The following is a 23,857-nucleotide window of genomic DNA, read 5'->3' on the forward strand; positions in this document are numbered from 1 at the left end:
ACCACCGCGCCCTCCGAACGCGGGAAGAACTCGTACCACGAACCGAACAACGCCCGCTCCCGCTCCACCAACAACCGCAACGGATCGGAGGACGAGACGAGTTCGCGCAGGGGATGGCCGGCGAGGACGTCGTCCACGTCGGGGGTGAGGGCGGCGGCGAGGCGGGCCGCGGCGGGGCGCTCGGTGTCGCGCAGCGCGTCGACGGCGGCGAGGATCGTGTCGCGGCGGCCCTCGCTCTTCGGCACGCCGCTCGCTGCCCGTTCGTGCAGCAGCGCGCCTTCCTCCAGGACCAGCTCCGTGTCGATCCCCGCCGGGATCTTGATCTGCGCGTGGTGGCGCCAGGTGGCGATCGGGTCGCTCCACGCCTCCACCGTGTACGTCCAGGTGCCCTCGCGCGGCAGGGAGACCGTGGCGCCCCAGCGGTCCGTGCCGGGGGCCAGCTCGCGCAGCGGGGTCCAGGGGCCGGTTCGGCCCTCCGGGTCGCGCAGCACGACGTTGGCGGCCACCGCGTCGTGGCCCTCACGGAAGACCGTCGCCGAGATCTCGAACTCCTCGCCCACCACGGCCTTGGCAGGACGGCGGCCGCCCGCCACCAGGGGGCGGACGTCCAGCACGGGGATGCGCCCGATGAGTGCGCCGGCGGCGGCCGAGGGTGTGGCCTGCGCCGGTTCTGTGCGTGACGGTTCGGGCTGCGTCCGTTCGATCCGTGGCGATTCGGCCTGTTTCCATACGGCCTGTGGCGCTTCGGCTCGTGGCGGTTCGGCTCCTGGCGGTCCGGCCTCCGTCGATTCCGTCCGCGCCGGTTCCTTCCGCGCCGGTTCTGTCCGCGTCGGCTTGGGCTTTGCCTTCGTGGCTTTCGTCTTCGCGCGCTTCGCCGGTGTGGCAGGGGCCGGTTCGGCGCTCGCCGCTGCCGCCTCTGCCGGCGCCGCTTCGGCCTGTTCTGCCTGCGTCGCCTCGGCCGGTTCGGGCTTCGCCGCGTCGGGTCGCTCGGCCTTCGCGGGGTCGGGCGGGCCGGCTTTCTCCTCCTGTGCGAGGGGCTTGTCCGTGCCGGACGTCGGGGGTGATGACGAGTGGTGCGTGGCGGGCATGACCGCTCCTGTCCGCATCAACGTGGGTGGGCGGATGGGGGTGTGGGGGAGGCTCGTTCTGCGGAGCGTACCGGTGGAGCCTTCCCACCCTTTTCGGGTGGGCAATCCGGCACTTTGTTAACTACTCGCGCGTATGTCTACACACAAGACCGGCCTCGTCCGGTGAGGCTCGGCTGAGACTCAGCGGGACGAGGCCGGTCCGTTAACGGGCAACTACTTAGGGGTTGTTGACCTGCAGGAGTTTGTTCGGCGAACCGAGGCCCGCATTGGATATTTTCCCGGATGCGGCCTGATCGACGAGAGCTTTACTCACCTCGGCGGGTGTCGCCGAGGCATGGTCGGCCAGATAGAGCGCGGCCGCGCCGGCCACATGAGGCGATGCCATTGACGTACCGGAGAAGGTGGCCTTGCCGCTGTCGCTCGCGTTCGACGCGGAGGTGATGTCCACGCCGGGGGCGAACAGGTCGAGTCGCGCGCCCCAGTTGGAGAAGCTCGCCCGCGCGTCCTTCTTGTCGCTCGCGCCGACCGTGATGGCCTGCTGGACCCGGGCGGGCGAGTAGAGGCTCGCCGGGAGGCCGTCGTTGCCGGCGGCGACCGCGTAGGTGACTCCGGAGGCGATGGAGTTGCGGATGGCGGCGTCCAGTTGCGCGTTCCCGAATCCGCCCAGGCTCATGTTGGCCACGGCGGGCTTCTGGGCGTTCTTGGTCACCCAGTCGATGCCCGCGATCACCTGTGCGGTGGTGCCGGACCCTTCGTCGTCGAGTACGCGGACCCCGACGACCTTGGCTTTCTTCGCGACGCCGTAGGTCGTGCCGGCGACGGTGCCCGCCACGTGTGTTCCGTGGCCGTGGCCGTCCTGGGCGGTCGCGTCGTTGTCGACGAAGTCCCAGCCGTAGCTCGCCCGGCCGCCGAAGTCCTGGTGCGTGATCCGGATTCCGGTGTCGATGACGTACGTGGTCACACCCTGGCCCGCCGACTCCGGCCAGGTGTAACCGCGGTCCAGCGGCAGGCTCTCCTGGTCGATGCGGTCGAGACCCCACGGCGGGTTCTTCTGCTGGTCTTCGAGGGTCACCGCGGTGTCCTGCACGACCGCCGCCACCCGTGAGTCGGCGGCGAGGCGCTTGGCCTGCTGCTCGTTGACCTTCACCGCGTAGCCATTGATCGCGGTGCTGTACGTATGGCTGATTTTCGCCCCGTACTTGGCAACGATGTCCTTGCCCGCCTGCGTCGGTGCTTTGGTTCCCCCTCTGAGGGTGACGATGTAGCTGTCGCTGACGGAGCCGGCGGCGCCGGCTCCGAGTATCTGCCCCTGCGGGGCGGCGTGTGCGGGCAGAGTGCCGGCCGAAAGCACTGCGGCCGTGGTGACCGCGGCGAGCCCTCCCGCCCATTGCAGACGCCGCTGTCGCGTCAGTGCCATGGTCTGAGTTCCCCTCCTCAACTCGGCGTACCCCGGCCTGGGGTGCCCGCGCCCTTGACGGGTGCCCCCGCCAGTTTCTGGCCGGTGTCCACCGTGTCTACCGGTGCCTGCCGGGATCGCCACTTGGCAGCTTCTCGTGCGGTGTGAAGTGCCACAAGGTCATACGTCGGAGCGGAATCAGCCATATCGTCGGTGACGTACCTGTGAAGGTTGCGGCTGTTTCAAGCCGAATCGGGTGCTGTCCGGTGGCGCACCCCCGCAGGGGCGCGAGGCGGTGACCCATGCGGCTCCGCCGCGTGCGCGCGACCAGCGACGGACGCCCGCGGCTGTACCACCGCACTTCCCGCGGAGCGTTTCGCGCCGTGTTGCGAAGCCACCCTCGCCGCTACCGTCGTGGGTGACCAAGGGCGCACGCCGGCCGGTGTGCGTCCCGCTGCTGCGTACGTCCTCCGTGAAGGTGGAAGCTCGTGAAGGCCATCCGCAGGTTCACCGTGCGTCCCGTACTCCCCGAAGCCCTTCACCCGCTCAGCGATCTGGCGCGCAATCTGCGCTGGTCCTGGCATGCCGAGACCCGTGATCTCTTCCAGTCCGTGGACCCCGAGCGCTGGGCCGCCTCCGGGTGCGATCCCGTACGCCTCCTCGGGAGCGTGTCGCCCGGACGGCTCGCCGAACTGGCCGAGGACCGGCGCTTTCTGCGGCGGCTCACCGCTGCCGCCGACGACCTGCACGACTATGTGAGCGGCAACCGCTGGTACCAGGAGCAGTCGGCGGAACTCCCCGCCGCCATCGCCTACTTCTCACCCGAGTTCGGCATCACGGCCGCGCTGCCGCAGTACTCCGGCGGCCTCGGCATCCTCGCCGGGGACCATCTCAAGGCGGCCAGCGATCTCGGCGTACCCCTGATCGGTGTCGGACTGCTCTACCGGCACGGCTACTTCCGGCAGACGCTGTCGCGGGACGGCTGGCAGCAGGAGCACTATCCGGTCCTCGACCCCAACGAACTCCCGGTGTCGCTGCTGCGCGAGCCCGACGGCACCCCCTCCCAGGTCTCCCTCGCCCTGCCCGGCGACCGGTCCCTGCGGGCTCATATCTGGCTCGCGCAGGTGGGCAGGGTCCCGCTGCTGATGCTGGACTCGGACGTCGAGGAGAACGACCTCGGTGAGCGCGGGGTGACGGACCGCTTGTACGGGGGCGGGAGCGAACACCGGCTGCTCCAGGAGATGCTGCTCGGTATCGGCGGGGTGCGCGCCGTCCGCACGTACTGCCGTCTGACGGGGCACGCGCGGCCCGAGGTGTTCCATACGAATGAGGGGCACGCGGGATTTCTTGGCCTGGAGCGTATACACGAACTGTCTTATGAGGAGCTGGACTTCGACGCCGCGCTGGAGGCGGTCCGCGCGGGGACCGTCTTCACGACCCACACCCCCGTACCCGCAGGAATCGACCGCTTCGACCGGGAGCTCGTGGCCCGGCACTTCGGCCCGGACGCCGAGCTGCCGCGGATCGAGGTGGAGCGGATCCTTCAGCTCGGGATGGAGACCTATCCCGGCGGCGAGCCCAACCTCTTCAACATGGCGGTGATGGGCCTGCGGCTCGGCCAGCGGGCTAACGGGGTGTCGCTGTTGCACGGACACGTCAGCCGGGAGATGTTCTCCGGACTCTGGCCGGGTTTCGACCCCGACGAGGTACCGATCACCTCCGTGACGAACGGCGTGCACGCGCCCACCTGGGTGGCGCCGGAGGTCTTCCGGCTGGGCGCCCGCCAGATCGGCGCGCAGCGGACGGAGGACGCCATGACGAACGGCGGCCCCGAGCGCTGGGACGCCGTGGCCGAGATCCCCGACCAGGACATCTGGGAGCTGCGCCGGAGCCTGCGCGAACAGCTCGTGACGGAGGTACGGGAGCGGCTGCAGGCGTCGTGGCGGCAGCGCGGCGCCGGTACCGCCGAACTGGGCTGGATCGACGGCGTACTGGACCCCGATGTGCTGACGATCGGCTTCGCGCGCCGCGTCCCCTCGTACAAGCGGCTGACGCTGATGCTGCGCGACCGCGATCGGCTGATGGAGCTGATGCTGCACCCGGAGCGGCCACTGCAGATCGTGGTGGCGGGCAAGGCCCACCCGGCGGACGACGGCGGCAAGCGCCTCATCCAGGAGCTGGTGCGGTTCGCGGACGATCCGCGGGTACGCCACCGGATCGTGTTCCTCCCCGACTACGGGATGGCGATGGCCCAGAAGCTCTATCCGGGCTGCGACATCTGGCTGAACAACCCGCTGCGTCCGCTGGAGGCGTGCGGGACGTCGGGCATGAAGGCGGCGCTGAACGGCTGTCTGAATCTGTCGGTGCTGGACGGCTGGTGGGACGAATGGTTCCAGCCCGACTTCGGCTGGGCGATCCCCACGGCGGACGGCACGGCCACGGACGACGACCGCCGTGACGAGCTGGAGGCGGCGGCGCTCTACGACCTGCTGGAACAGCGCATCGCGCCGCGCTTCTACGAACGCGGCCCCGGCGGACTCCCCGACCGCTGGATCGACATGGTCCGCCAGACGCTGACCCTGCTGGGCCCCAAGGTCCTCGCCGGCCGCATGGTCCGCGAGTACGTGGAACGCCTGTACACCCCGGCGGCGCTCGCCCACCGCTCCATGGACGCTTCCTCCGCTCGTGAGCTGGCGGTCTGGAAGTCCCGCGTCCGTACGGCCTGGCCGCATGTCACGGTCGACCACGTCGAGACCTCGGCGGCCACGGCCACCGCCGAACTCGGCTCGACGCTCTCCCTGCGGGTCCGCGTCGGCCTCGGCGACCTCGTCCCGGACGACGTCGAGGTCCAGGCGGTCTCGGGACGCGTCGACGCGGAGGACCGCATCGCGGACGGCACACCGGTTCCGCTGAAACCGGTGGGCGGGCCGGACTTGGAGGGGCGCTGGGTCTACGAGGGCCCCTTGTCCCTGGACCGCACCGGCCCCTTCGGCTACACGGTCCGCATCCTCCCCGCCCATCGGCTGCTGGCGTCGAGCGCGGAGCTGGGGCTGGTGGCGGTTCCCTCGGAGGAGATGGGGGAGGCGGCGGGGGTTTTGATGAGGTGAGTCGGGGTGGGTCGGGTGGCTGGGCGGAGACACCCGACGAGGACGAGGCTCACCACCCGGGGTGACACCCGGGCGGTGAGCCTCGTCCTCAGTGTGTTCAGCAGCCGGAGGTCCACGTGTGGGAGTCGCCCCGGTCGTTGGCGGTGGCGTTGTAGCCGACCTCCTGGCCGGGGGTCAGGCAGATGGTGACGCCGCCGCCCTGCCACGCGCTGGCGAAGACCTTGACGTGGTCCTTGACTCCCGGGCCCGAGATCCCGTGGTTGGCCCACGAGCTGTCCTGGTCCGCGATGTTGCCCTCCCACCAGCCGTCGTCGCCGGTCCAGCCCACGGCCTGGCCGCCGAAGTTGGCGTCGGTGTAGGCGCAGAAACTCCCGGAGGAGCAGGGGGCGGCGGCCTGGGCCGTACCGGGTGCGACGGCCAGGGCGGCACCCGCCGCGAGGAGCGCGCCGGCCGCGGTGATGAAGGTCTTGCGCATGATGTCGATCCTTCCGATTTTTTCGATCACTTCGGTCATTTCGGGTGTTTCGGTGAGTGAAGTCGAGTGGTCCCCGACGGGACGCACTCGCTCAACCCGGGGCTCTGCCGGCCGGTCGGCCGGCCACGGCTCCGGGAGTCCGGTTGTCGTGAGGGGCGCGCGGCAGCGCGGCGCAGCACGGTGCGGCTGCGGAGGTGATGGGTGACGGAGTTGCATGCCGGGCTTCGGAGGCGGGGCAGCAGTCCGGAGGGGGAAAACGGAGGGAGACGCCTCAGATTCCGTGCCGGACGGCGTGGCGCAGGCCGCGCTCGCGCATCTGCCGGTGGTCGGCGATCAGGTCGGCGTACTGGGCGCGCACGTCGGCCGCGTGGCGCTTCTCCAGCCGGGCGCCGGTGTCCGCGAGGCCCGTGCTCCGTACACACCGTGCCTCGGCCACGGCGTACCGCCGCTGCAGTTCCGTGGCCTGACGCGGTTCGAGGTCGCGGGCGCGGCGCTGCCATGCGCTGCGCAGCTCTCCCGGGTCCTCGGCCTTGTGCACCGGGGCGACGCAGCGCGACCAGCGGGCGAGCACGGCCCGGTACGCCGGGTCCCGGGTCACGCGCTGGTGAGCGCCGGCCTCGAGGTTGTTGACCGCGACCTCGCTGCGGAACCAGCGTGCCTGGTCGCCGTAGAGGACGCGCTGCGTTTCGGCGAGGCAGCCGTCGCTGTTGGCCTTGACGACCTGTCCGGTGGCCGTCCGGGTGGACAGTTCACGGCGCCCGGTGCCGAACAGCGCGTCGGCCAGCCGCTGTTGCTGTGCCTGCCGCGTCTGCTGTGCTTGCCGCGTCCGCTGTGTCTGCTGCGTCCGCGAGGTGTCGCGGGATCCGTCCCCCCGGTCCGGGGCCCCGGTCCCCGCCGCGCCGCCGAAGCCGTACTCGGCGGCCCAGGCGGGGTCGTCGATCCCGTACGGGAACTGGCGCTGTCGCGCGGCTCCCTGATCCTGCGCGCTGCCGCTGCCGCTGCCGCTGCCGTTTCCGGTCCCCTTTTTCGCCGACTCGCGCGGCGCCGGCGGCAGCGACACTCCACGATCCGTCAGGCAACGCCGTACGAGCGCGGATTCGGCGCTCTTCAGCAGATCGTCCTGGGCCCGGGCGGACCGCGGTACGGACCGCGATTCCCCCGCATCGTTCTGGCTCGTGCCCTGCGCGCAGCCGCCGGTCATCGCCGCCACGCACATCGACAGCGCCACTGTGGAAACGAACCTCGAGGTCCGCACCGTGGCCACCCCCTGCCTTCGTCCGGTCATACAGACCGGATCAGCCGTCTTCCGACTCCCCCGTCGGCTTGGCTTCCATTAGAGAGGAGGGCGAGACAGTTGTGACCCTCGGAAGTCATAGGGCGCCCGCACCGATCGGCTCAGGAGCGCGGGATGCGCACGGCGAGCGGCGTCTGCCAGGTCCCACGGCAGTGGCCGCGTCAGTCCCCGGACTCCTCGCACAACCGCCGTAGTACCGCCCCGCACCTGCGTGCGTACGCGTGCTGCAAGCCTCGGGTCGCCGGGCCGCCCGCGCGGGTGTACCACTTGGCCGGGCGGCTGAAGGCGGTGACGGTGAGCCAGACCGTGCCGTCGCCGGTCATGGTCACGACGAAGGATTCCTCGCCGGACTCCGGGTGGCCGGTGAGGGTGCCGTACGCCCAGCCGGCGCGGCGGGGCTCGTCGATGGTCCAGACGACACGGCAGGGGGCCTTGACCAGGCCACCGAGGGTGACGGTCACGTCGACGCCGGGTTCGGCGTGGTCCGCTTCGGTGGCGATGCCGACGCCGACCGCTCGGTGCAGTTCAAAGGTGAGGACCGCGCGGGACGCCGTCTCGAAGACGTGACGGCCTTCGCCGACGATGGTTCTGACGTCCATGGGGTGGAATCCGGGCGGGCAGCGCTTCTCGCGGGTCGCGCCCACGTCGTCGTACGTGAAGGGCGTTTCCGTGGGTGGCATGGGGAGCAGCGTAAGGCAGCCCCCGAAACGGCTTCATTTCGGGGGCTGCCCACACGCGTGCGGTGACGGCTGGTCGAGTGTCAGCTCACGTTGACCGCGGCCCACGCCGCGTTCACGGTCTTGTACTCCGTGCTGGTCGCGCCGTAGAGGTCCGTCGCCGCCTTCAGCGTCGCGGTACGGGCGCCGGCGTACTTCGTGGTGGACGTCATGTACTGGGTCAGCGCCTTGTACCAGATCTTGACCGCCTTGTCGCGGCCGATGCCGGTGACGGTGGAGCCGTTCGACGTCGGGGAGTTGTAGCTGACGCCGTTGATCGTCTTCGCGCCGCTGCCCTCGCTCAGCAGGTAGAAGAAGTGGTTCGCCGGGCCGGAGGAGTAGTGGACGTCGATGCCGCCCAGGCTGGAGGACCAGCTGTCCTTGGAGCTGCCGTCCTTGCTCGGCTTGTCCATGTAGCGCAGCGGCGTGCCGTCGCCGTTGATGTCGATCTTCTCGCCGATGAGGTAGTCGCCCTTGTCCGACGAGTTCGCCGCGTAGAACTCCACCGCCGTGCCGAAGATGTCGGACGTCGCCTCGTTCAGGCCGCCGGACTCACCGCTGTAGTTGAGGCCCGCGGTGTTGGAGGTGACGCCGTGCGTCATCTCGTGGCCGGCCACGTCGATCGACGTCAGCGGTTTGGCGTTGCCCTCGCCGTCGCCGTAGGTCATGCAGAAGCAGCTGTCGGACCAGAAGGCGTTGACGTACGCGTTGCCGTAGTGGACGCGCGAGTAGGCGGCCTTGCCGTCGTTCTTGATGCCGCTGCGGCCGAGGACGTTCTTGTAGAAGTCCCAGGTGACCTGAGCGCCGTAGTGGGCGTCGACGCCGGCGGTCTGGGTGTTGGAGGCGGCGCCCGTGCCCCAGGTGTCGTCGGCGTCGGTGAAGAGCGTGCCGGTCCCGGAGGTGCCCCGGTTGAGGTTGTACGTCTTGTTGGCGCCCCGGGTCGGGTCGTTGAGCTGGTAGGTCGAGCCCGACTTCGAGGTCCCGATGGTGACCTTGCCGCTGTACTGGCTGTTGCCCGTACCGGTCTGGACCGCCTCCCACTCGTACAGCTTCTTGCCCGTGGTGGCGTCCGTGATGACGTGCAGTTCCTGCGGGGTGCCGTCGTGCTGGAAGCCGCCGACCACGGTCTCGTACGCGAGGACCGGGGTGCCGCTCGCCGCCCAGACGACCTTGCGGGGCGCCTTGTCGGCCTCGGACTTGGTGCTGCCCTCCGCCTTGGCGGCCTTCAGCGCCTGCTTCTCGGCGGTGGACTTGGCGATGTCGGGGGTGAGGTCCGCGACCTTGATGGTGGCCTTCGTCGCCTTGGTCACGCCCTCGGTCTTGCCGGACTTGGTCTCGTGGATCACCAAGTCGCCGCCGAGTACCGGAAGTCCGTCGTACGTCCGCTCGTAGCGGGTGTGCGTCGTGCCGTCCGCGTCCTTGACGACGTCTCTGACGACCAGTTTCTCCTTGGCGCCGAGACCTATCTCCTCGGCCGTCCGTGTCGTCGCCGCGTCGGCCTTCTTGATCAGGCTCGTGCGCTCGGCCAAGGAAAGCTGGACCGGGGCGCCGGCGAGCGTCGTCTCGCCGGACGACGAGACGGGGGACTGGGCGGTGGCACCGGTGGTCAGGCCCGTGGTGACGAGGGCTCCGGCGGCGACGGCGGTGGCGATGGCCAGAGTCGTACGCTTGTGACGCGCGTAGAGGGGAGTCACGCAAGCTCCTTTGTGGGGGTGTTCGACCGGCATGGGGAAGCGGTCGACCTATGTGAAGGTGCGGTGCGGGAGTGCCGTGCGATGGAACAGTGCCAGGTGGGACGCGTGCATGTCAGTGGGGCACATGCAGGTTGGCCGGAAATCGTCCGTTGCCCGAAGTGCCGCGTACGCATTGCGGATTCGGCCGCTCGCAAAGTGCCGGCAAAAGCAGGGACAGGGTGCGGCAAAGAGCGCACCGTCCCGGGGGAGTTGAACCACCGGGACGGCACCCTCCTGTGCGAGGCCTTCAGGCCCCGGTACGAGGCCTTGAGGCCTCCTGTGCAAGTCCGCGAGACTGCCTGTGCGGACGGTCAGCCCAGGCCTACGGGAACGTCAGCTTCCAGCCGTTGATCTTCCCGACGTCCTGCGCCGCCTGGTCCTGCACCTTCAACTGCCAGGTCCCGTTGGCTGTTTCGGACGACGCGTTGACCGTGTACGGCTCATTGACGTCGTCCGCCGAGTCCGAGGAGCTGAAGCTCTTCAAGCGATAGCTCGTCCCGTCCGGCGCGACCAGGTCGACAACCAGGTCGCCGCGCCAGGTGTGCGTGATGTCCGGGGTGACGACGAGATTCGCGGGCGCGTTGCCGGTGCGGCCGGAGACAGTGATCGACGAGGTCACCGCCGCGCCGTTGTCCGGAATCGACACGGCCGTCGTGCTCTCGTACGACGTGCCTCCGCCCCCGCCACCGCCGGGCCGTGCGCCGACGTTGATGCCGGCCCACGCGTTCTGCACCGCCGTGTACTCGGCACTGCTGGTGCCGTACAGCTCACCGGCGACCGCGAGCGTGCCGGTGCGGGCCGCCGCGTAGTTGGTCGTCGACGTGAACTTCGTGGTCAGCGCCTTGAACCAGATCAGCGCGGCCTTGTCGCGGCCGATGCCGGTCACCGGAAGGCCGTCGGAGGTCGGCGAGTCGTAGGACACCCCGTTGACGGTCTTCGCGCCGCTGCCCTCGCTCAGCAGGTAGAACCAGTGGTTCGCCGGGCCGGAGGAGTAGTGGACGTCGATCGAGCCGATGCCCGAGTACCAGCTGTCCTTGGAGTCGCCGTCCTTGCTCGGCTTGTCCATGTAGCGCAGCGGTGTGCCGTTGCCATTGATGTCGATCTTCTCGCCGACCAGGTAGTCGCCGACGTCGTTGGAGTTGCCGGCGTAGAACTCCACCGCCGCGGCGAAGATGTCGGACGTCGCCTCGTTCAGACCGCCGGACTCACCGCTGTAGTTGAGGCCCGCGGTGTTGGAGGTGACGCCGTGCGTCATCTCGTGCGCGGCCACGTCGATCGACGTCAGCGGCTTGGCATTGCCCGACCCGTCGCCGTACGTCATGCAGAAGCAGCTGTCCTGCCAGAAGGCGTTGACGTAGTTGTTGCCGTAGTGCACACGCGAGTACGCCCCGACCCCGTCCCCGCGGATGCCGTTGCGGCCCTGCACGTTCTTGTAGTAGTCCCAGGTCAGCGCGGCGCCGTAGTGTGCGTCGGCGCCTGCCGTCTCCAGGTTGGACGGGCTGCCGTTGCCCCAGACGTCGTCGGAGCCCGAGAAGAGCGTGCCGGCGCCGGAGGTGCCGCGGTTCAGGTTGTTCGTCCTGTGGTTGCCGCGCGTGGTGTCGGTGAGCGTGTAGTTCGACCCCGACTGCGCCGTGCCGAGGGTCACCGTGCCGCCGTACTGGGTGTTGCCGGTGCCGGTCTCGACGCCCTGGTACTCGAAGAGCTTCTTGCCGGTGGCCGCGTCGGTGATGACATGCAGCTCGTTCGGGGTGCCGTCGTGCTGGAGGCCGCCGACCACCGTCTCGTACGCCAGGGTCGGCTTGCCGCTCGCCGCCCAGATCACCTTGCGCGCGCGGTCCGCCTCGGTCTTCTTCGAACCCTCCGCCGCCGCGGCCTTCAGGGCCTGCTTCTCGGCGGTCGCCGGCCTCACGGTGGCGCTGGTGGTGATGCCCTTGAGCTGGGCCTTCACACCGCGCGTAACCTCGGTGGTCTTCCCGGACCTGGCCGTCTCGACGACCAGGTCACCGCCGAGGACCGGAAGCCCGGCGTACGTGCGCTCGTAGCGCGTGTGCACCGTGCCGTCGCGGTCCTTGATGACATCGCGGACGACGAGCTTCTCCTTCGCGCCGAGGCCGAGTTCCTCGGCGGTGGCCGCCTTGGTGGCATTGGCGTCGCGTATCAGCTCGGCGCGCTGGGCGGGGGAGAGGTCGGCGGCCAGGGCGCCGGTACGGAGCTTGCCCGGGGCAGGCTTGTCGGCGGCGGTGGCGCCGCCCGTCGACACGGCCCCGGCGAGCAGCGCGGCGGCGGCGACGAGCGCGCCCGCGGCGGCCCCTCGTCTGTGGGAGGTGGCTCTGTGGGGGGTGCGTCTGTGGGAGGTGCGTCTCAACACTGACTCCTTCTGCGTGGCCGCGGGGAGCGCGGCCAGGGGGAACGGACGGTCGATGGCCGTCCGGGCAGAACAAGGCGGAACCGTGTGCGGGTGCTGAAACTGACGCCGACGGCTGAGTTGTGCCGTTTTTGTGACCGATCCGTGCGGCAGTTGAGGGAAGGGTGGCAGGGATGGCGGCTTCCTGTCAGGAGCGCATCAAGAGGTTGGCCGGAAACGGTCCGTTGACCGGATCGTCATGTCCGGTATGCGGGAACTTCATACGGGCCGGGCGTCCCCGTGCCACGAGTGCCACAGCGCCGCGTACGCTCCGTCGGCCGCCACGAGGCTGTCGTGCGTGCCCACTTCGGTCAGGCGGCCGTCCTCCATCACCGCCACCCGGTCCGCGTCGTGCGCGGTGAGCAGGCGGTGCGCGATGGCGATGACGGTGCGTCCTTCGAGGACGGCGGCCAGCGCGCGCTCCGTGTGGCGGGCCGTCGTAGGGTCCAGCAACGCGGTCGCCTCGTCCAGGATCAGTGTGTGCGGGTCGGCCAGCACCACGCGGGCCAGGGCCAGTTGCTGTGCCTGCGAGCCGTCGGTGCGGTGCCCGGTGGGCCCCAGCTCGGTGTCCAGGCCGGCCGGCAGCTCGCCCGTCCAGTCGGCACCGACGGCGGCGAGAGCCTCCCACAGCTCGGCATCGGAGGCGGACGGCGCGGCGATCAGCAGGTTGTCGCGGACCGTACCGAGGAACACATGATGCTCCTGGGTGACGAGGACGACCTGCCGCCGTAATTGCTCGGGGTCCAGACCGGCGATCGGTACGCCGCCCACCGTCACCGTGCCCGTGCGCGGCGTGTCGATGCCCGCGAGCAGCCTGCTCAGGGTGGTCTTGCCGGCGCCGGAGGGCCCGACGATCGCCAGCCGCTCCCCGGGGCGCACCGTCAGGTCGACTCCGCGCAGGACCTCGCCCCCGCCTTCGTAGGCGTAGCGCACACCGGTCACCTCGATCAGGTCGTCCGCGGGAGCGGGCGCGGCGGAGTCGGCGGCGGCCGCCCGCGGGGCCCCGGCCAGGCCCTCGACCCGGGCGAAGGACGCGCTGCTGCTCTGCAACTGCTCGACCCGTACCAGGATCGAGTCGAGAGGGTGCTCCAACTGCCGCAGATACAGGGCCGCGGAGACCACCGTGCCCAGGCTCAGCGCGCCCCGCTCGAGCAGCACACCGCCGAGCAGCAGCACTCCGGCCACCGGCAGGACGTACGAGATCTCCACGACGAGGAAGAACACGGTGCGCAGGAACAGCGTGTACATGCGTGTGCGACGCGACGTCTCCAGCGCCTGGCGGCTCGCGGTGACGCGCCGCCGTCGCAGCCCGAAGGCCTCGACCGTGCGGGCGCCGGACGCGGTGGCCGCGAGGATCTCGGCGACCTCCGAGTTGGCGGCGCCCTCGGCGAGATAGGCGGTGCGCGCCCGGCGCAGATACCAGCGCATGGCGAACCAGATGCCGGTCAGGCAGACCACCGCGCAGCAGCCGAGCAGCGGATCGAGTACGAAGACGGCGCCGAGGAGGAACAGGCACTGGACCGAGGAGATGAGCAGCTCGGGGCCGGCGTCGCGCAAGGTGCTGCCCACCGCGGCGACATCGGCGGTGCCACGGGCCGTCAGATCGCCCGTGCCGGCCCGCTCCACCGTCGAGGCGGGCAGCGCAAGCGCCCGGTCGACGAACTGCTCCCGTACACGCGCCAGCGTCCGCTCCCCGAAACGGTGTCCCACATACCGGGCGTAGCGTGCCAGCACCAGCTGCACCAGCGCGCAGACGACGATGGCGAGCGCCAGCCGGTCCACGGTGCCCACGCCGTGGCCGGCCTGGACCTCGTCGATGATGCGGCCGAGCAGCCAGGGGCCGGCCAGGCCGACGGCGGCGGCCAGTGAGTTGAGGGTGAGCGCGATGGCGAAGGCGCGGCGGTCGGCACGGATCAGCCGGAGCGCCGCCCGGTTCACGTCGGACGGCTCGGCGACGGGGAGGTGGGCCGATCCCTGGGCCGTTGTCGTGCGCGCCTGTGTGGTCGTCGGGACTGTGGTCATCGGACGGCCTCCTCGGTGTCCGCGTCCGCATCGGTGTCCGCGTCCGCGTCGGCGTCGCGGGCCACCAGCAGCCGGTAGCCGGGCTCCTCGTCGAGCAGACGGCGGTGGCTGCCGGTGGCGGCGATCTTGCCGTCGACCAGGTAGTGCACGGTGTCCGCCCGGTCCAGGAGCAGCGGTGAGGTGCTGGTGACGAGCGTGGTGCGGCCGGAGCGCGCGGCGTGCAGCCGGGCGGCGACGGCGGCCTCGGTGTGCGCGTCTAGCGCCGAGGTCGGCTCGACCGCAAGCAGCACCTCGGGGTCGGCGAGCAGCGCCCGGGCCAGCCGGATCCGCTGCCGCTGACCGCCGGAGAGACTGCGGCCCTGAGCCGAGACGGCGGAGTCGAGCCCGGCCGGCAGGCCGCGTACGACGTCGTCCGCCACGGCGGCATGAACGGCCCGGGCGATGGCCGCTTCGTCCTTGCCGTCCGGACCCCACCGGCCGCACAGCAGGTCGCGCAGGGTGCCCGCGAACAGGTCGGCCTCATGGTCCGCGACCAGGATCCGCTCGCGGATCTGCGCCAGTTCGATCTCTTCGAGGCGTACGCCGCCCCAGGTCGCCGCCGACGCGGTGTACCGGCCGAGGCGGTCGACAACGGCCGCTGACTCCGCGGTCCGGGCACCGGCCAGCGCGGTCAGCCTGCCCGGCAGCACCTCGACACCCGACTCTGGATCGCGCAGTGCCGAGGGCGACGCGGGCGCCTCCATGGCCTTCCTGCCAGGGGCGTCGCACTCCATGGGCTCCAGCGCCAGGAAGCGTGCGACCCGGCGGGCGGACACCAGGCCGCGGCTGACCTGGTAGCAGGACTCGATGAAGAAGGCCACCGGCACCACGAGGACCGCGACATAGCCGTAGACCGACACCAACTCGCCCGTCGTGATGGCGCCTTGGGCGGCCATCCGGGCCGCCAGCCAGGTCACGACGGCCAGGAACAGGGTCGGCACACCGATGCCGAGTGCCTGGACCCAGCTGGTCACGGCCCCGACCCGGTACCCCTCCTCCCTCAGCTGCCGCGACTCGCGCCGGAAGGTGTCGGCGTACAGGCCCTTGCCGCCCAGGCCGTTGAGGACGCGCAGTCCCTCGGCGAGGTCCGCGATCCGCGCGGTCAGCCCGCTCTGCCGCTCGCGGTACCCCGTCTCGGTGCCCTGCAGGCGCCCCAGCAGCGGACCGACCACGACGCCGGCCACCGGCACGCCGAGCAGCACCACCGCGGACAGCGGGAGCGAGACGGACGTCAGCACCACGGCCACGAAGACATAGGTGACGACGGCGCCGATGCCCGGGCCGACGATGGTCAGGGACTGGCTGATCACCTGGACGTCACCGACACCGATCGTGACGACCTCCCCGGCCTCGACCTGGCGCCGCAGCGAGCCACCCAGCCGGGTCGCCTGCCCGATCACGACCTTGACGGTACGGAAGTTCGCGTCCATCCGGACCCTGGTCATCGTGCGGTGCCGCATGATGCTCAACCAGGCGTTGAACGTGCCGACGGCCAGCAGGACGCCGACCCAGCCCGCCAGCGCGCCCATGTCGCCCGGCTCCAGACCGTCGTCGATCGCCCGCGACAGCAGGTACGGCGCCACCGCCATGAGCACCATCCAGGTGCTGCCCAGCAGCCCACCGGCGGCGGCCCGCCGCCACTGCACCCGGACGAGCCACCACAAATACCGTCCACCGCTGCGACAGTCCGGCGTGCCCGGATCCTCGTACGCGTCGATCGTCCGCCGCCGCACCCTCTGCCCACCGTCCCCGTTCGCGGATTTCCGTTCGCGGATTTCCTCCTAAACCAGGCTGTCCCGCCATGCTTCGTGCAAATCCGCGAACCTGCCTGTCGCCGCGACGAGTTCGGCGGGCGAGCCGTCCTCCACGATGCGGCCGTGCTCCATGACCAGCACCCGGTCGGCGATCTCCACCGTCGACAGGCGGTGCGCGATGACGACGGCCGTACGGCCCCGCAGGACCGTCGACATGGCGCGCTGGACCGCCCGTTCGCCGGGAATGTCGAGGGAACTGGTCGCCTCGTCGAGGATGAGGACCGCAGGATCGGCGAGCAACGCCCTCGCGAACGCGACGAGTTGGCGCTGCCCGGCCGAGATGCGGCCACCCCGTTTGCGTACGTCCGTGTCATAGCCGTCGGGCAGGGTGGTGATGAAGTCGTGGGCGCCGATGGCCTTCGCGGCGTGCTCGATCTCCTCGCGGGTGGCGTCGGGACGCCCGATGGAGATGTTCTCGGCGACCGTCCCGGAGAAGAGGAACGCCTCCTGGGTCACCATCACCACGCCGCGCCGGAGTTCGGGCACCGCGAGCTCGCGCAGATCGACGCCGTCGAGGAGGATCCGGCCGGCCGAGGGGTCGTAGAAGCGGGCCAGGAGTTTGGCGAGCGTCGACTTGCCCGCGCCCGTCGAGCCGACCACGGCGACCGTCTGGCCCGCCGGGAGGGTCAGCGAGAAGCGGGGGAGCACCTCGCCGCCCGTGCGGTACGCGAAGCGGACGTCGTCGAAGACGACCTCGCGGCCCGGGTGCTCGGACGCGAGCCCCGGCAGCGACCGCGGCTGCGCGGGCTCCGGCACCGCCGGGACCTGGGCGAGCAGACCCGCGATCTTCTCCAGCGAAGCCGCCGCCGACTGATACGAGTTGAGGAACATGCCCAGTCGGTCGATCGGGTCGTACAGGCGCCGCAGATACAGCACCGCGGCCGCCAGCACACCGAGCGCCAGCGTTTCCGACGCCACCCGGTACGCACCCCACAGCACGATGCCCGCGACCGCGGTGTTGGCCACCAGCCGGGAACCGACGACATAGCGGGCCATCTCCAGCAGGCCGTCGCCGTTGGTGCGTTCGTGACGCCGGTTGAGCACACGGAAGTCCGCGTCGTTGGTCTTCTCCCGGCGGAACGCGCGCACCGGCCGGATGCCGTTCATCGTCTCCGCGAACTTGACGATGACCGCCGCGATCGCCGTCGAGCGGAGGCCGAAGATGCGCCCGGCGCGGCGCCGGTAGCGGCGTACGAGGAGGTAGAGCGGCACGAAGGAGGCCACCGCGACGGCGCCCAGGCTCAGGTCCAGCCAGAGCAGCATCGCCGAGATGTAGACGAAGGACAGGACGACCGTGATGAGCTCCTGCAGGCCCTCGCTGAGCAGTTCGCGCAGCGACTCCACGTCCGTGGTGGATCGGGAGATGAGGCGGCCCGAGGTGTAGCGCTCGTGGAAGTCGACGCTGAGCGCCTGCGCGTGGCGGAAGATCCGGCCGCGCAGGTCGAGCAGCACATCCTGGTTGACGCGGCCGGACGCCCGGATGAAGGCGTAATGGAGCCCGCCGGCGGCCGCCGTGCACAGCAGATAGGCGACCGCCACGGTGATCAGCGGGCCGTGGTCGTCGTCGCGCAGCGCCGGAACGGCACGGTCGATGGCGTACGCCACGAGCAGTGGCCCGGCCTGCTCGGCCGCCTGCTGGAGCAGGATCAGCACCGTGGTGAGGGCGACGCGGGCCTTGAGCGGGGCGAGCAGGGACCGCAGCAGCCTGGCCGTCGCGTGCGGGGGAGTGGGGAGCGTGTCGCGGTCGAAGGGATCGCCGTCGCCGTGCGGGAGCGTCGACCGCTCCTCGTCGTTGGTCGGCGCGGTCGTCGTGGGCGCCGTCATCGATCGTCCTCCTTCGCGCCGGACAGTGCGGTCTTCTCCTGAGCGCGGGACAGCGGGTCCTCCCCGGCGCCCGACAGCGCGGCGGGGTCCTCGTCGGCGCCCGACATCAGATGGGCGTACTCGGCATTCGTCCGCAGCAGTTCGTGGTGGGTGCCGACCGCGGTGATGCGGCCGCCGGAGAGCAGGGCCACGCGGTCGGCGAGCAGCACCGTGGACGGGCGGTGCGCCACGACCAGGGCGGTCGTCTCCGCGAGGACACGGCGCAGGGCGGCCTCGACCAGGGCCTCCGTGTGAACGTCCAGGGCGGACAGGGGGTCGTCCAGGACGAGGAAGCGGGGGCGGCCCACGACCGCCCGGGCCAGGGCGAGCCGTTGGCGCTGACCGCCGGAGAGGCTCAGCCCCTGTTCACCCACCTGGGTGTCGGTGCCCTGGGGCAGGGCGTGCGCGAAGTCGGCCTGCGCCACGGCGAGGGCGCGGGCCAGCTCCCCCTCACCCGCGGTGTCCTCGGCGCCCATGAGGACGTTCTCGCCGACGCTGGCGGAGAAGAGGGTGGGTTCCTCGAAGGCCACGGCGACGAGGCTGCGCAGTTCCTCGCGGGGCATCCCGGTGATGTCCTCACCGTCCAGGGTGATCCGGCCGTCGGTCACCTCGTGGAGGCGGGGGACCAGGGCGGTGAGCGTCGTCTTGCCGGTACCGGTGGCTCCCACCAGGGCCATGGTCTCGCCGGCGCGGATGTGGAGGTCGACGCGTTCGAGTACGGCAGGGGCGTCCGCCGGCGCGTCCGGATAACGGAACTCCACGCCATGGAACCGCAGTCCGCCTTCTCCGCCTTCTCCGCCTTCTCTGCCTTCCCTGTTTTCTCCGCCTGTCGCGTGCCCCACGGGACGCGTGTCCGCGGCGGCGTCGGCCGACTCCGGCTCGGCGTCCATCACCTCGAAATAGCGCTCGGTGGCGGTGGCCGCCTCCTGGCTCATCGTCAGCAGGAACCCGATCGAGTCGATGGGCCAGCGCAGCGCGAGGGCCGTCGAGAGGAAGGCGACCAGCGTGCCGGCGGACAACTGCCCGTCGGCCACCTGCATCGTGCCGAGGACGAGCGCCGCGCCGATGGCGAGTTCGGGCAGCGTGAAGATGGCCCAGATCATGGCGAGGAGCCGCGCCTTGACGAGTTCCGTGCCCCGCAGGGTCCGGGAGAGGTCGCGGAAGGCGCGGGCCTGGCTGCGATGCCGCCCGAAGCCCTTGATGACACGGATACCGAGGACGCTCTCCTCGACGAGCGTCGTCAGATCGCCCACCTGGTCCTGCGCCCGTCGCGCCACTGCCGAGTACCGCTTCTCGAAGAGCCAGCAGAAGATCATCACGGGCACGGCGGGAATGAGGATCACCAGGCCGAGCGTCCACTCCTGGACCAGCATGATGATCACGCCCACCAGGATCGTCACACCGTTGACCAGGAGGAACGTCAGCGGGAAGGCGAGGAACATCCGCAGCAGCATCAGATCCGTCGTGGCCCGGGACAGCAGCTGCCCCGAAGCCCAGCGGTCGTGGAAGGCGACCGGCAGCCGCTGCAGATGCCGGTACAGATCCGCCCGCATGGCCGCCTCGACACCGGCCAGCGGGCGCGCCACCAGCCACCGCCGCAAACCGAAGAGCAGGGCTTCGGCGATCCCGAGGAACAGCAGATACAGCGCTCCCAGCCACACCCCGCGCGGATCACGGTCGGCCACCGGCCCGTCCACGAGCCACTTCAGAACGAGCGGAATCACCAGTCCCGTGCACGATGCGACGACCGCGACGAACGCGGCCGTGAACAGCCGGGCACGGACGGGGCGTACGTACGGCCACAGGCGCAGCAGGGTCCGTACGACGGAATGGCCGGAGCGGTCGGCGGGGCCCCTGCCGTCGGCTCGGTCGGCGGGGGAGGTCTGGTCGGCGAGGTCCTTGGTCACAGCGGGTGTGGTGGGCATCACGAGTGAGCCTACGGTTCGGCACTGACACCGCCCACCGAGTTTTGGCCGGACCTGCTCTGGTCCGCTGGACCTAGGACCCGGTCGGCCGGACAGCAGCGTGAGGTCGAGGTCGGGTTGTATGACGTGCGACCCGCTCAGCCCGCCACCCGCAGCAACAACACCGCCCGGGCCGGTACCTCCACGACCGTCCCGGCCCGATGAACCACCCCCGGCGCCTCCGCCTGCTGCTCGCGCGCCGTATCGACGACGACCTCGTAGCGGTCCGCCCACGGCGGACCGGGAAGGACGAAGCTCGCGGGCCGGTCGCCCGCGTGCAGGATCGCGAGGAAGCTGTCGTCCGTGACGGGGACGCCCCGCGCGTCACGCCCAGGGATGTCACGACCCGACAGGTACATCCCGAGCGTCGCGGCCGGCGCGTACCAGTCCCGCTCGGTCATCTCCGTCCCCCGCTCCGTGAACCAGGCCAGATCCCGCAACCCGTCCGCGGAATGCGCCCGTCCGGAGAAGAACGCCCGCCGCCGCAGCACCGGATGGGCGTGCCGGAGAGCGATCAGCCGGGACGTCAGGTCGAACAGCGCCCGCCAGCCGGGATCGTCCAGCAGCCCCCAGTCGACCCAGCTGACCTCGTTGTCCTGGCAGTACGCGTTGTTGTTCCCGTGCTGCGTCCGCCCCAGCTCGTCACCCGCCACGAGCATCGGCACACCGGTCGACAGCAACAGCGTGGTCAGCAGATTGCGCAGCTGACGCCGTCGCGACGCACGGATGCGCGCGTCATCCGTCTCCCCCTCCGCCCCGCAGTTCCACGACCGGTTGTCGTCGGTGCCGTCCCGGTTTCCCTCGCCGTTGGCCTCGTTGTGCTTGCGCTCGTACGACACCAGGTCCCGGAGGGTGAATCCGTCGTGGGCCGTCACGAAGTTCACGGACGCGTACGGACGACGGCCGCCCCACGCGTACAGGTCGCTCGAACCCGACAGCCGGTAACCCAGGTCCCGCACATCCGGCAGAGCGCCCCGCCAGAAGTCCCGCACCGCGTTCCGGTAGCGGTCGTTCCACTCCGTCCACAGCGGAGGGAACGCCCCCACCTGGTACCCGCCCGAGCCCACGTCCCACGGCTCCGCGATCAGCTTCACCCGCCGCAGCACCGGATCCTGGGCGATGACGGCGAGGAAGGGGGACAGCATGTCGACGTCGTGCATCGACCGGGCGAGTGCCGCCGCCAGGTCGAAGCGGAAGCCGTCCACCCCCATCTCCGTCACCCAGTACCGCAGGGAGTCGGTGATGAGCCGCAGAACGTGCGGCTGCACCACATGCAGCGTGTTGCCGCACCCCGTGTAGTCCGCGTACCGCCGGGCGTCGGACTGGAGGCGGTAATAGCCGCGGTTGTCGATGCCGCGCATCGACAGCATCGGGCCCAGCTCGCTCGCCTCCGCGGTGTGGTTGTAGACCACGTCGAGGATCACCTCGATCCCTGCCGCGTGCAGCGCCCGCACCATCCGTTTGAACTCGCCGACCTGCTGCCCCTGCGTGCCGCACGCCGCGTACGCCGCGTGCGGGGCGAAGTAGCCGATGGAGTTGTATCCCCAGTAGTTCCTCAGCCCTCGCCGCAGCAGATGGTCCTCGTGCGCGAACTGGTGCACGGGCAGGAGTTCGACAGCGGTCACCCCGAGCCGCAGGAGATGGCTGATCGCCGCCGGATGGGCCAACCCGGCGTAGGTGCCCCGCAGCTCCTCGGGGATGTCGGGGTGCAGGCGCGTGAAGCCGCGTACGTGCACCTCGTAGATGACCGAGTCCGCCCACGGCGTCTTCGGGCGCCGGTCGTCCGCCCAGTCGTCGTCATCGTGGACGACGACACCCTTCGGAACGTACGGCGCCGAGTCCCGGTCGTCGCGCACCGTGTCGGCGACCTGCTGCTGCGGCCAGTCGCGGACGTGTCCGTACACCTCCGGCGGCAGGCTGGTGTAGTCGTTCCCCTCGGCGCCGTCCACGGCACGCGCGTACGGGTCGAGGAGGAGCTTCGCCGGGTTCCAGCGGGCGCCGGTCCACGGATCCCAACGGCCGTGCACGCGGTAGCCGTACCGCTGGCCCGGCCGCACACCGGGTACGAAGCCGTGCCAGATCTCGTGGGTCAGCTCGGCCAGCGGCAGCCGGGTCTCCACACCCTCGTCGTCGAACAGGCACAGCTCGACCGACTCCGCCCCGCCCGCCCAGAGCGCGAAGTTGGTGCCCGCGACACCGTCGGGGCCGACCCGGAAGCGCGCGCCCAGCGGCGTCGGGGCGCCCGGCCATACGGGTACGACGGGCGCCGTGCGCCGCGTGCCGTTCAGCACGGTGGACGGGTGCGCGGACAGCCCGCCGCCCGGGGCGCGCTCTCCTTGAGCGGGCACCCCGCTGCCCGGGGCGCGCCCCTCCTTCTCTGCCTCCTGCTCGGGTGCGCTCGACACCTGTTCAACCTCCAGCGGCTCGGTTGAACGGCGCCAAGAAGAGCGCACGGCGTCCCTGCCGTGGCTCCCCGTCGCGTCGTCCTTCCCACTGTTCTGCCCACAGCGGGGCTCGCACTCACGTTTCCCCAGGAGGGGGCACGTCGTTGGGCCCCACGTGATGCACGAACAAAGACGCGCGCGGCGCGCAGGGGCCGTGCTGGCCGCCGTACTGACATGGGCAGGTCTGCTGGCCGGAGCCACGGGATGCTCCTTCGACGGGGTCGACGGGATGCTCGGCAAGGACGGCTCGCCCGAGGACGCGATCCGCGTCTGGCCGGACGACGGGAGCAAGGAGGTACGCCCGAACGAGAAGCTGAAGGTTCAGGTGCCGGACGGACGGCTGGAGTCCGTGAAGGTCGTCAAGTCGCAGGACGCACAGGAGTCCCCGGTGCCCGGCCGGATCGTCGAGGACGGCACGACCTGGGTGCCGGAAGGAAGCGGCAGGCTGGCACTGGCCGCCAAGTACACGGTGGACGCGGTCGCGCTCGACGGACACGGGCGGCGGATGGCGCGGCACGTGACGTTCACGACGCACGTCCCCGCCAAGCGGTTCATCGGATACGTCACCCCCGAGAACCGGTCGACCGTCGGCACCGGAATGATCGTCTCCCTGGAGTTCAACCGCGAGATCGGCAACCGCGCCGCCGTCGAGCGCGCGATCCGGGTGCGGTCGCGTCCCGCCGTCGACGTCCGCCCGCACTGGTTCGGCAAGGGCCGCCTGGACTTCCGGCCCGAGAAGTACTGGAAACCCGGCACGGAGGTCACCGTCGACCTGCGGCTGCGGGACGTCGAGGCGGCGCCCGGGGTGTACGGGCTCCAGCACAAGAGCTTCTCCTTCACGGTGGGCCGCAGCCAGGTCAGCCTCGTCGACGCCGCCGACCACACCATGGAGGTACGCCGCGACGGCAAGCTCCTCGCCAACGTGCCGATCACCGCGGGCGCCCCCCGGACGACGACGTACAACGGGAAGATGGTGATCAGCGAGATGCTCGAGGTGACCCGGATGAACGGCGCCACCGTCGGGTTCAGGCGCGCCGACGGCAGGGGCGAGTACGACATCCCGGACGTCCCCCACGCGATGCGGCTCACCAGCTCCGGGACCTTCCTGCACGGCAACTACTGGGCGCGGGGCGTGTTCGGCAACCGCAATGTCAGCCACGGCTGTGTGGGCCTGCGTGATGTGAAGGGCGGCAGTTCCGCGACCCCGGCGGGCTGGTTCTTCGACCGCAGCATCATCGGCGATGTCGTCGAGGTCGTGAACAGCAATGACAAGAAGGTCGCTCCCGACAACGGCCTCGGAGGGTGGAACATGACGTGGAAGGAGTGGCAGGCCGGCTCCGCGGTGAAGTAGACCGGCATGGGGGTAGGTGCAGGAAGTGGCTGCTCACCCCGGCAGTTGGAACTGAACAGTGACAATTGCCGGGAGCCACCGGTCCTGGCCGTGTGATTAATTGACGCGGTGCGCGCATGGGGCGTGCCGTAGTGCGGGCCTGTGACC

General features: G+C 70.6%; 14 protein-coding genes. 2 read left to right on the forward strand and 12 right to left on the reverse strand.

What is annotated here, in order from left to right:
• Both FGD71_RS49475 and FGD71_RS42340 read right to left on the reverse strand, forming a co-directional pair.
• Positions 1 to 1,088: maltotransferase domain-containing protein (locus FGD71_RS49475; protein ID WP_240437039.1), on the reverse strand; the 1,088-nt coding region annotated here is incomplete at its 3' end.
• 217 nt (positions 1,089 to 1,305) lie between these two features.
• Positions 1,306 to 2,505 (reverse strand): S8 family peptidase, encoded by a 1,200-nt coding sequence (locus FGD71_RS42340; RefSeq protein WP_119105912.1) that lies wholly within the window; start codon positions 2,503 to 2,505, stop codon positions 1,306 to 1,308.
• Positions 2,506 to 2,972: 467 nt separating this feature from the next.
• Between FGD71_RS42340 and FGD71_RS42345 the strand changes: the two genes are divergently transcribed.
• Complete coding sequence (locus FGD71_RS42345) at positions 2,973 to 5,591, forward strand: glycosyltransferase family 1 protein (protein WP_119105913.1); 2,619 nt, start codon at positions 2,973 to 2,975, stop codon at positions 5,589 to 5,591.
• A gap of 97 nt (positions 5,592 to 5,688) precedes the next feature.
• On the opposite strand, the gene FGD71_RS42350 is transcribed toward FGD71_RS42345, so the two are convergent.
• The 10 genes from FGD71_RS42350 to glgX all read right to left on the reverse strand — a co-directional run bounded on the left by FGD71_RS42350 (position 5,689) and on the right by glgX (position 22,320).
• Entirely contained in the window at positions 5,689 to 6,066 is a 378-nt protein-coding gene (locus tag FGD71_RS42350) for a peptidase inhibitor family I36 protein (RefSeq protein ID WP_119105937.1), read from the reverse strand.
• Between the two features lie 271 nt (positions 6,067 to 6,337).
• A complete protein-coding gene (locus FGD71_RS42355) occupies positions 6,338 to 7,321 on the reverse strand; it encodes a hypothetical protein (protein WP_181359384.1) in 984 nt (327 codons plus the stop codon).
• Positions 7,322 to 7,521: 200 nt separating this feature from the next.
• Positions 7,522 to 8,040 carry a DUF1990 domain-containing protein gene (locus FGD71_RS42360; RefSeq protein ID WP_119105915.1) on the reverse strand — a complete coding sequence of 173 codons (519 nt, stop codon included), beginning with the start codon at positions 8,038 to 8,040 and terminating at the stop codon, positions 7,522 to 7,524.
• Between the two features lie 80 nt (positions 8,041 to 8,120).
• Positions 8,121 to 9,770 (reverse strand): M4 family metallopeptidase, encoded by a 1,650-nt coding sequence (locus FGD71_RS42365; protein WP_119105916.1) that lies wholly within the window; start codon positions 9,768 to 9,770, stop codon positions 8,121 to 8,123.
• Between the two features lie 361 nt (positions 9,771 to 10,131).
• Complete coding sequence (locus FGD71_RS42370) at positions 10,132 to 12,177, reverse strand: M4 family metallopeptidase (RefSeq protein WP_119105917.1); 2,046 nt, start codon at positions 12,175 to 12,177, stop codon at positions 10,132 to 10,134.
• A gap of 255 nt (positions 12,178 to 12,432) precedes the next feature.
• Positions 12,433 to 14,235: an ABC transporter ATP-binding protein gene (locus FGD71_RS42375; RefSeq protein ID WP_119105918.1), complete on the reverse strand. Its 1,803-nt coding sequence runs from the start codon at positions 14,233 to 14,235 to the stop codon at positions 12,433 to 12,435.
• Positions 14,232 to 16,007, reverse strand: a complete 1,776-nt coding sequence (locus tag FGD71_RS42380; protein ID WP_240437040.1) for an ABC transporter transmembrane domain-containing protein — start codon at positions 16,005 to 16,007, stop codon at positions 14,232 to 14,234. The genes FGD71_RS42375 and FGD71_RS42380 overlap by 4 nt, the downstream gene beginning before the upstream one ends.
• 48 nt (positions 16,008 to 16,055) lie before the next feature.
• Entirely contained in the window at positions 16,056 to 17,912 is a 1,857-nt protein-coding gene (locus FGD71_RS42385) for an ABC transporter ATP-binding protein (RefSeq protein WP_119105919.1), read from the reverse strand.
• Complete coding sequence (locus FGD71_RS42390) at positions 17,909 to 19,876, reverse strand: ABC transporter ATP-binding protein (RefSeq protein WP_119105920.1); 1,968 nt, start codon at positions 19,874 to 19,876, stop codon at positions 17,909 to 17,911. Before FGD71_RS42390 ends, FGD71_RS42385 begins: the two co-directional genes overlap by 4 nt.
• Before the next feature lie 137 nt (positions 19,877 to 20,013).
• Positions 20,014 to 22,320, reverse strand: a complete 2,307-nt coding sequence (glgX, locus tag FGD71_RS42395; RefSeq protein ID WP_119105921.1) for a glycogen debranching protein GlgX — start codon at positions 22,318 to 22,320, stop codon at positions 20,014 to 20,016.
• Positions 22,321 to 22,477: 157 nt separating this feature from the next.
• Here glgX and FGD71_RS42400 point away from each other — a divergent pair, with 157 nt between their 5' ends.
• Complete coding sequence (locus FGD71_RS42400; RefSeq protein ID WP_119105922.1) at positions 22,478 to 23,710, forward strand: L,D-transpeptidase; 1,233 nt, start codon at positions 22,478 to 22,480, stop codon at positions 23,708 to 23,710.
• Positions 23,711 to 23,857: the final 147 nt, after the last annotated feature.

The sequence above is a fragment of the Streptomyces sporangiiformans genome (genome assembly GCF_005768555.2).
Classification (GTDB): Bacteria; Actinomycetota; Actinomycetes; order Streptomycetales; family Streptomycetaceae; genus Streptomyces; species Streptomyces sporangiiformans.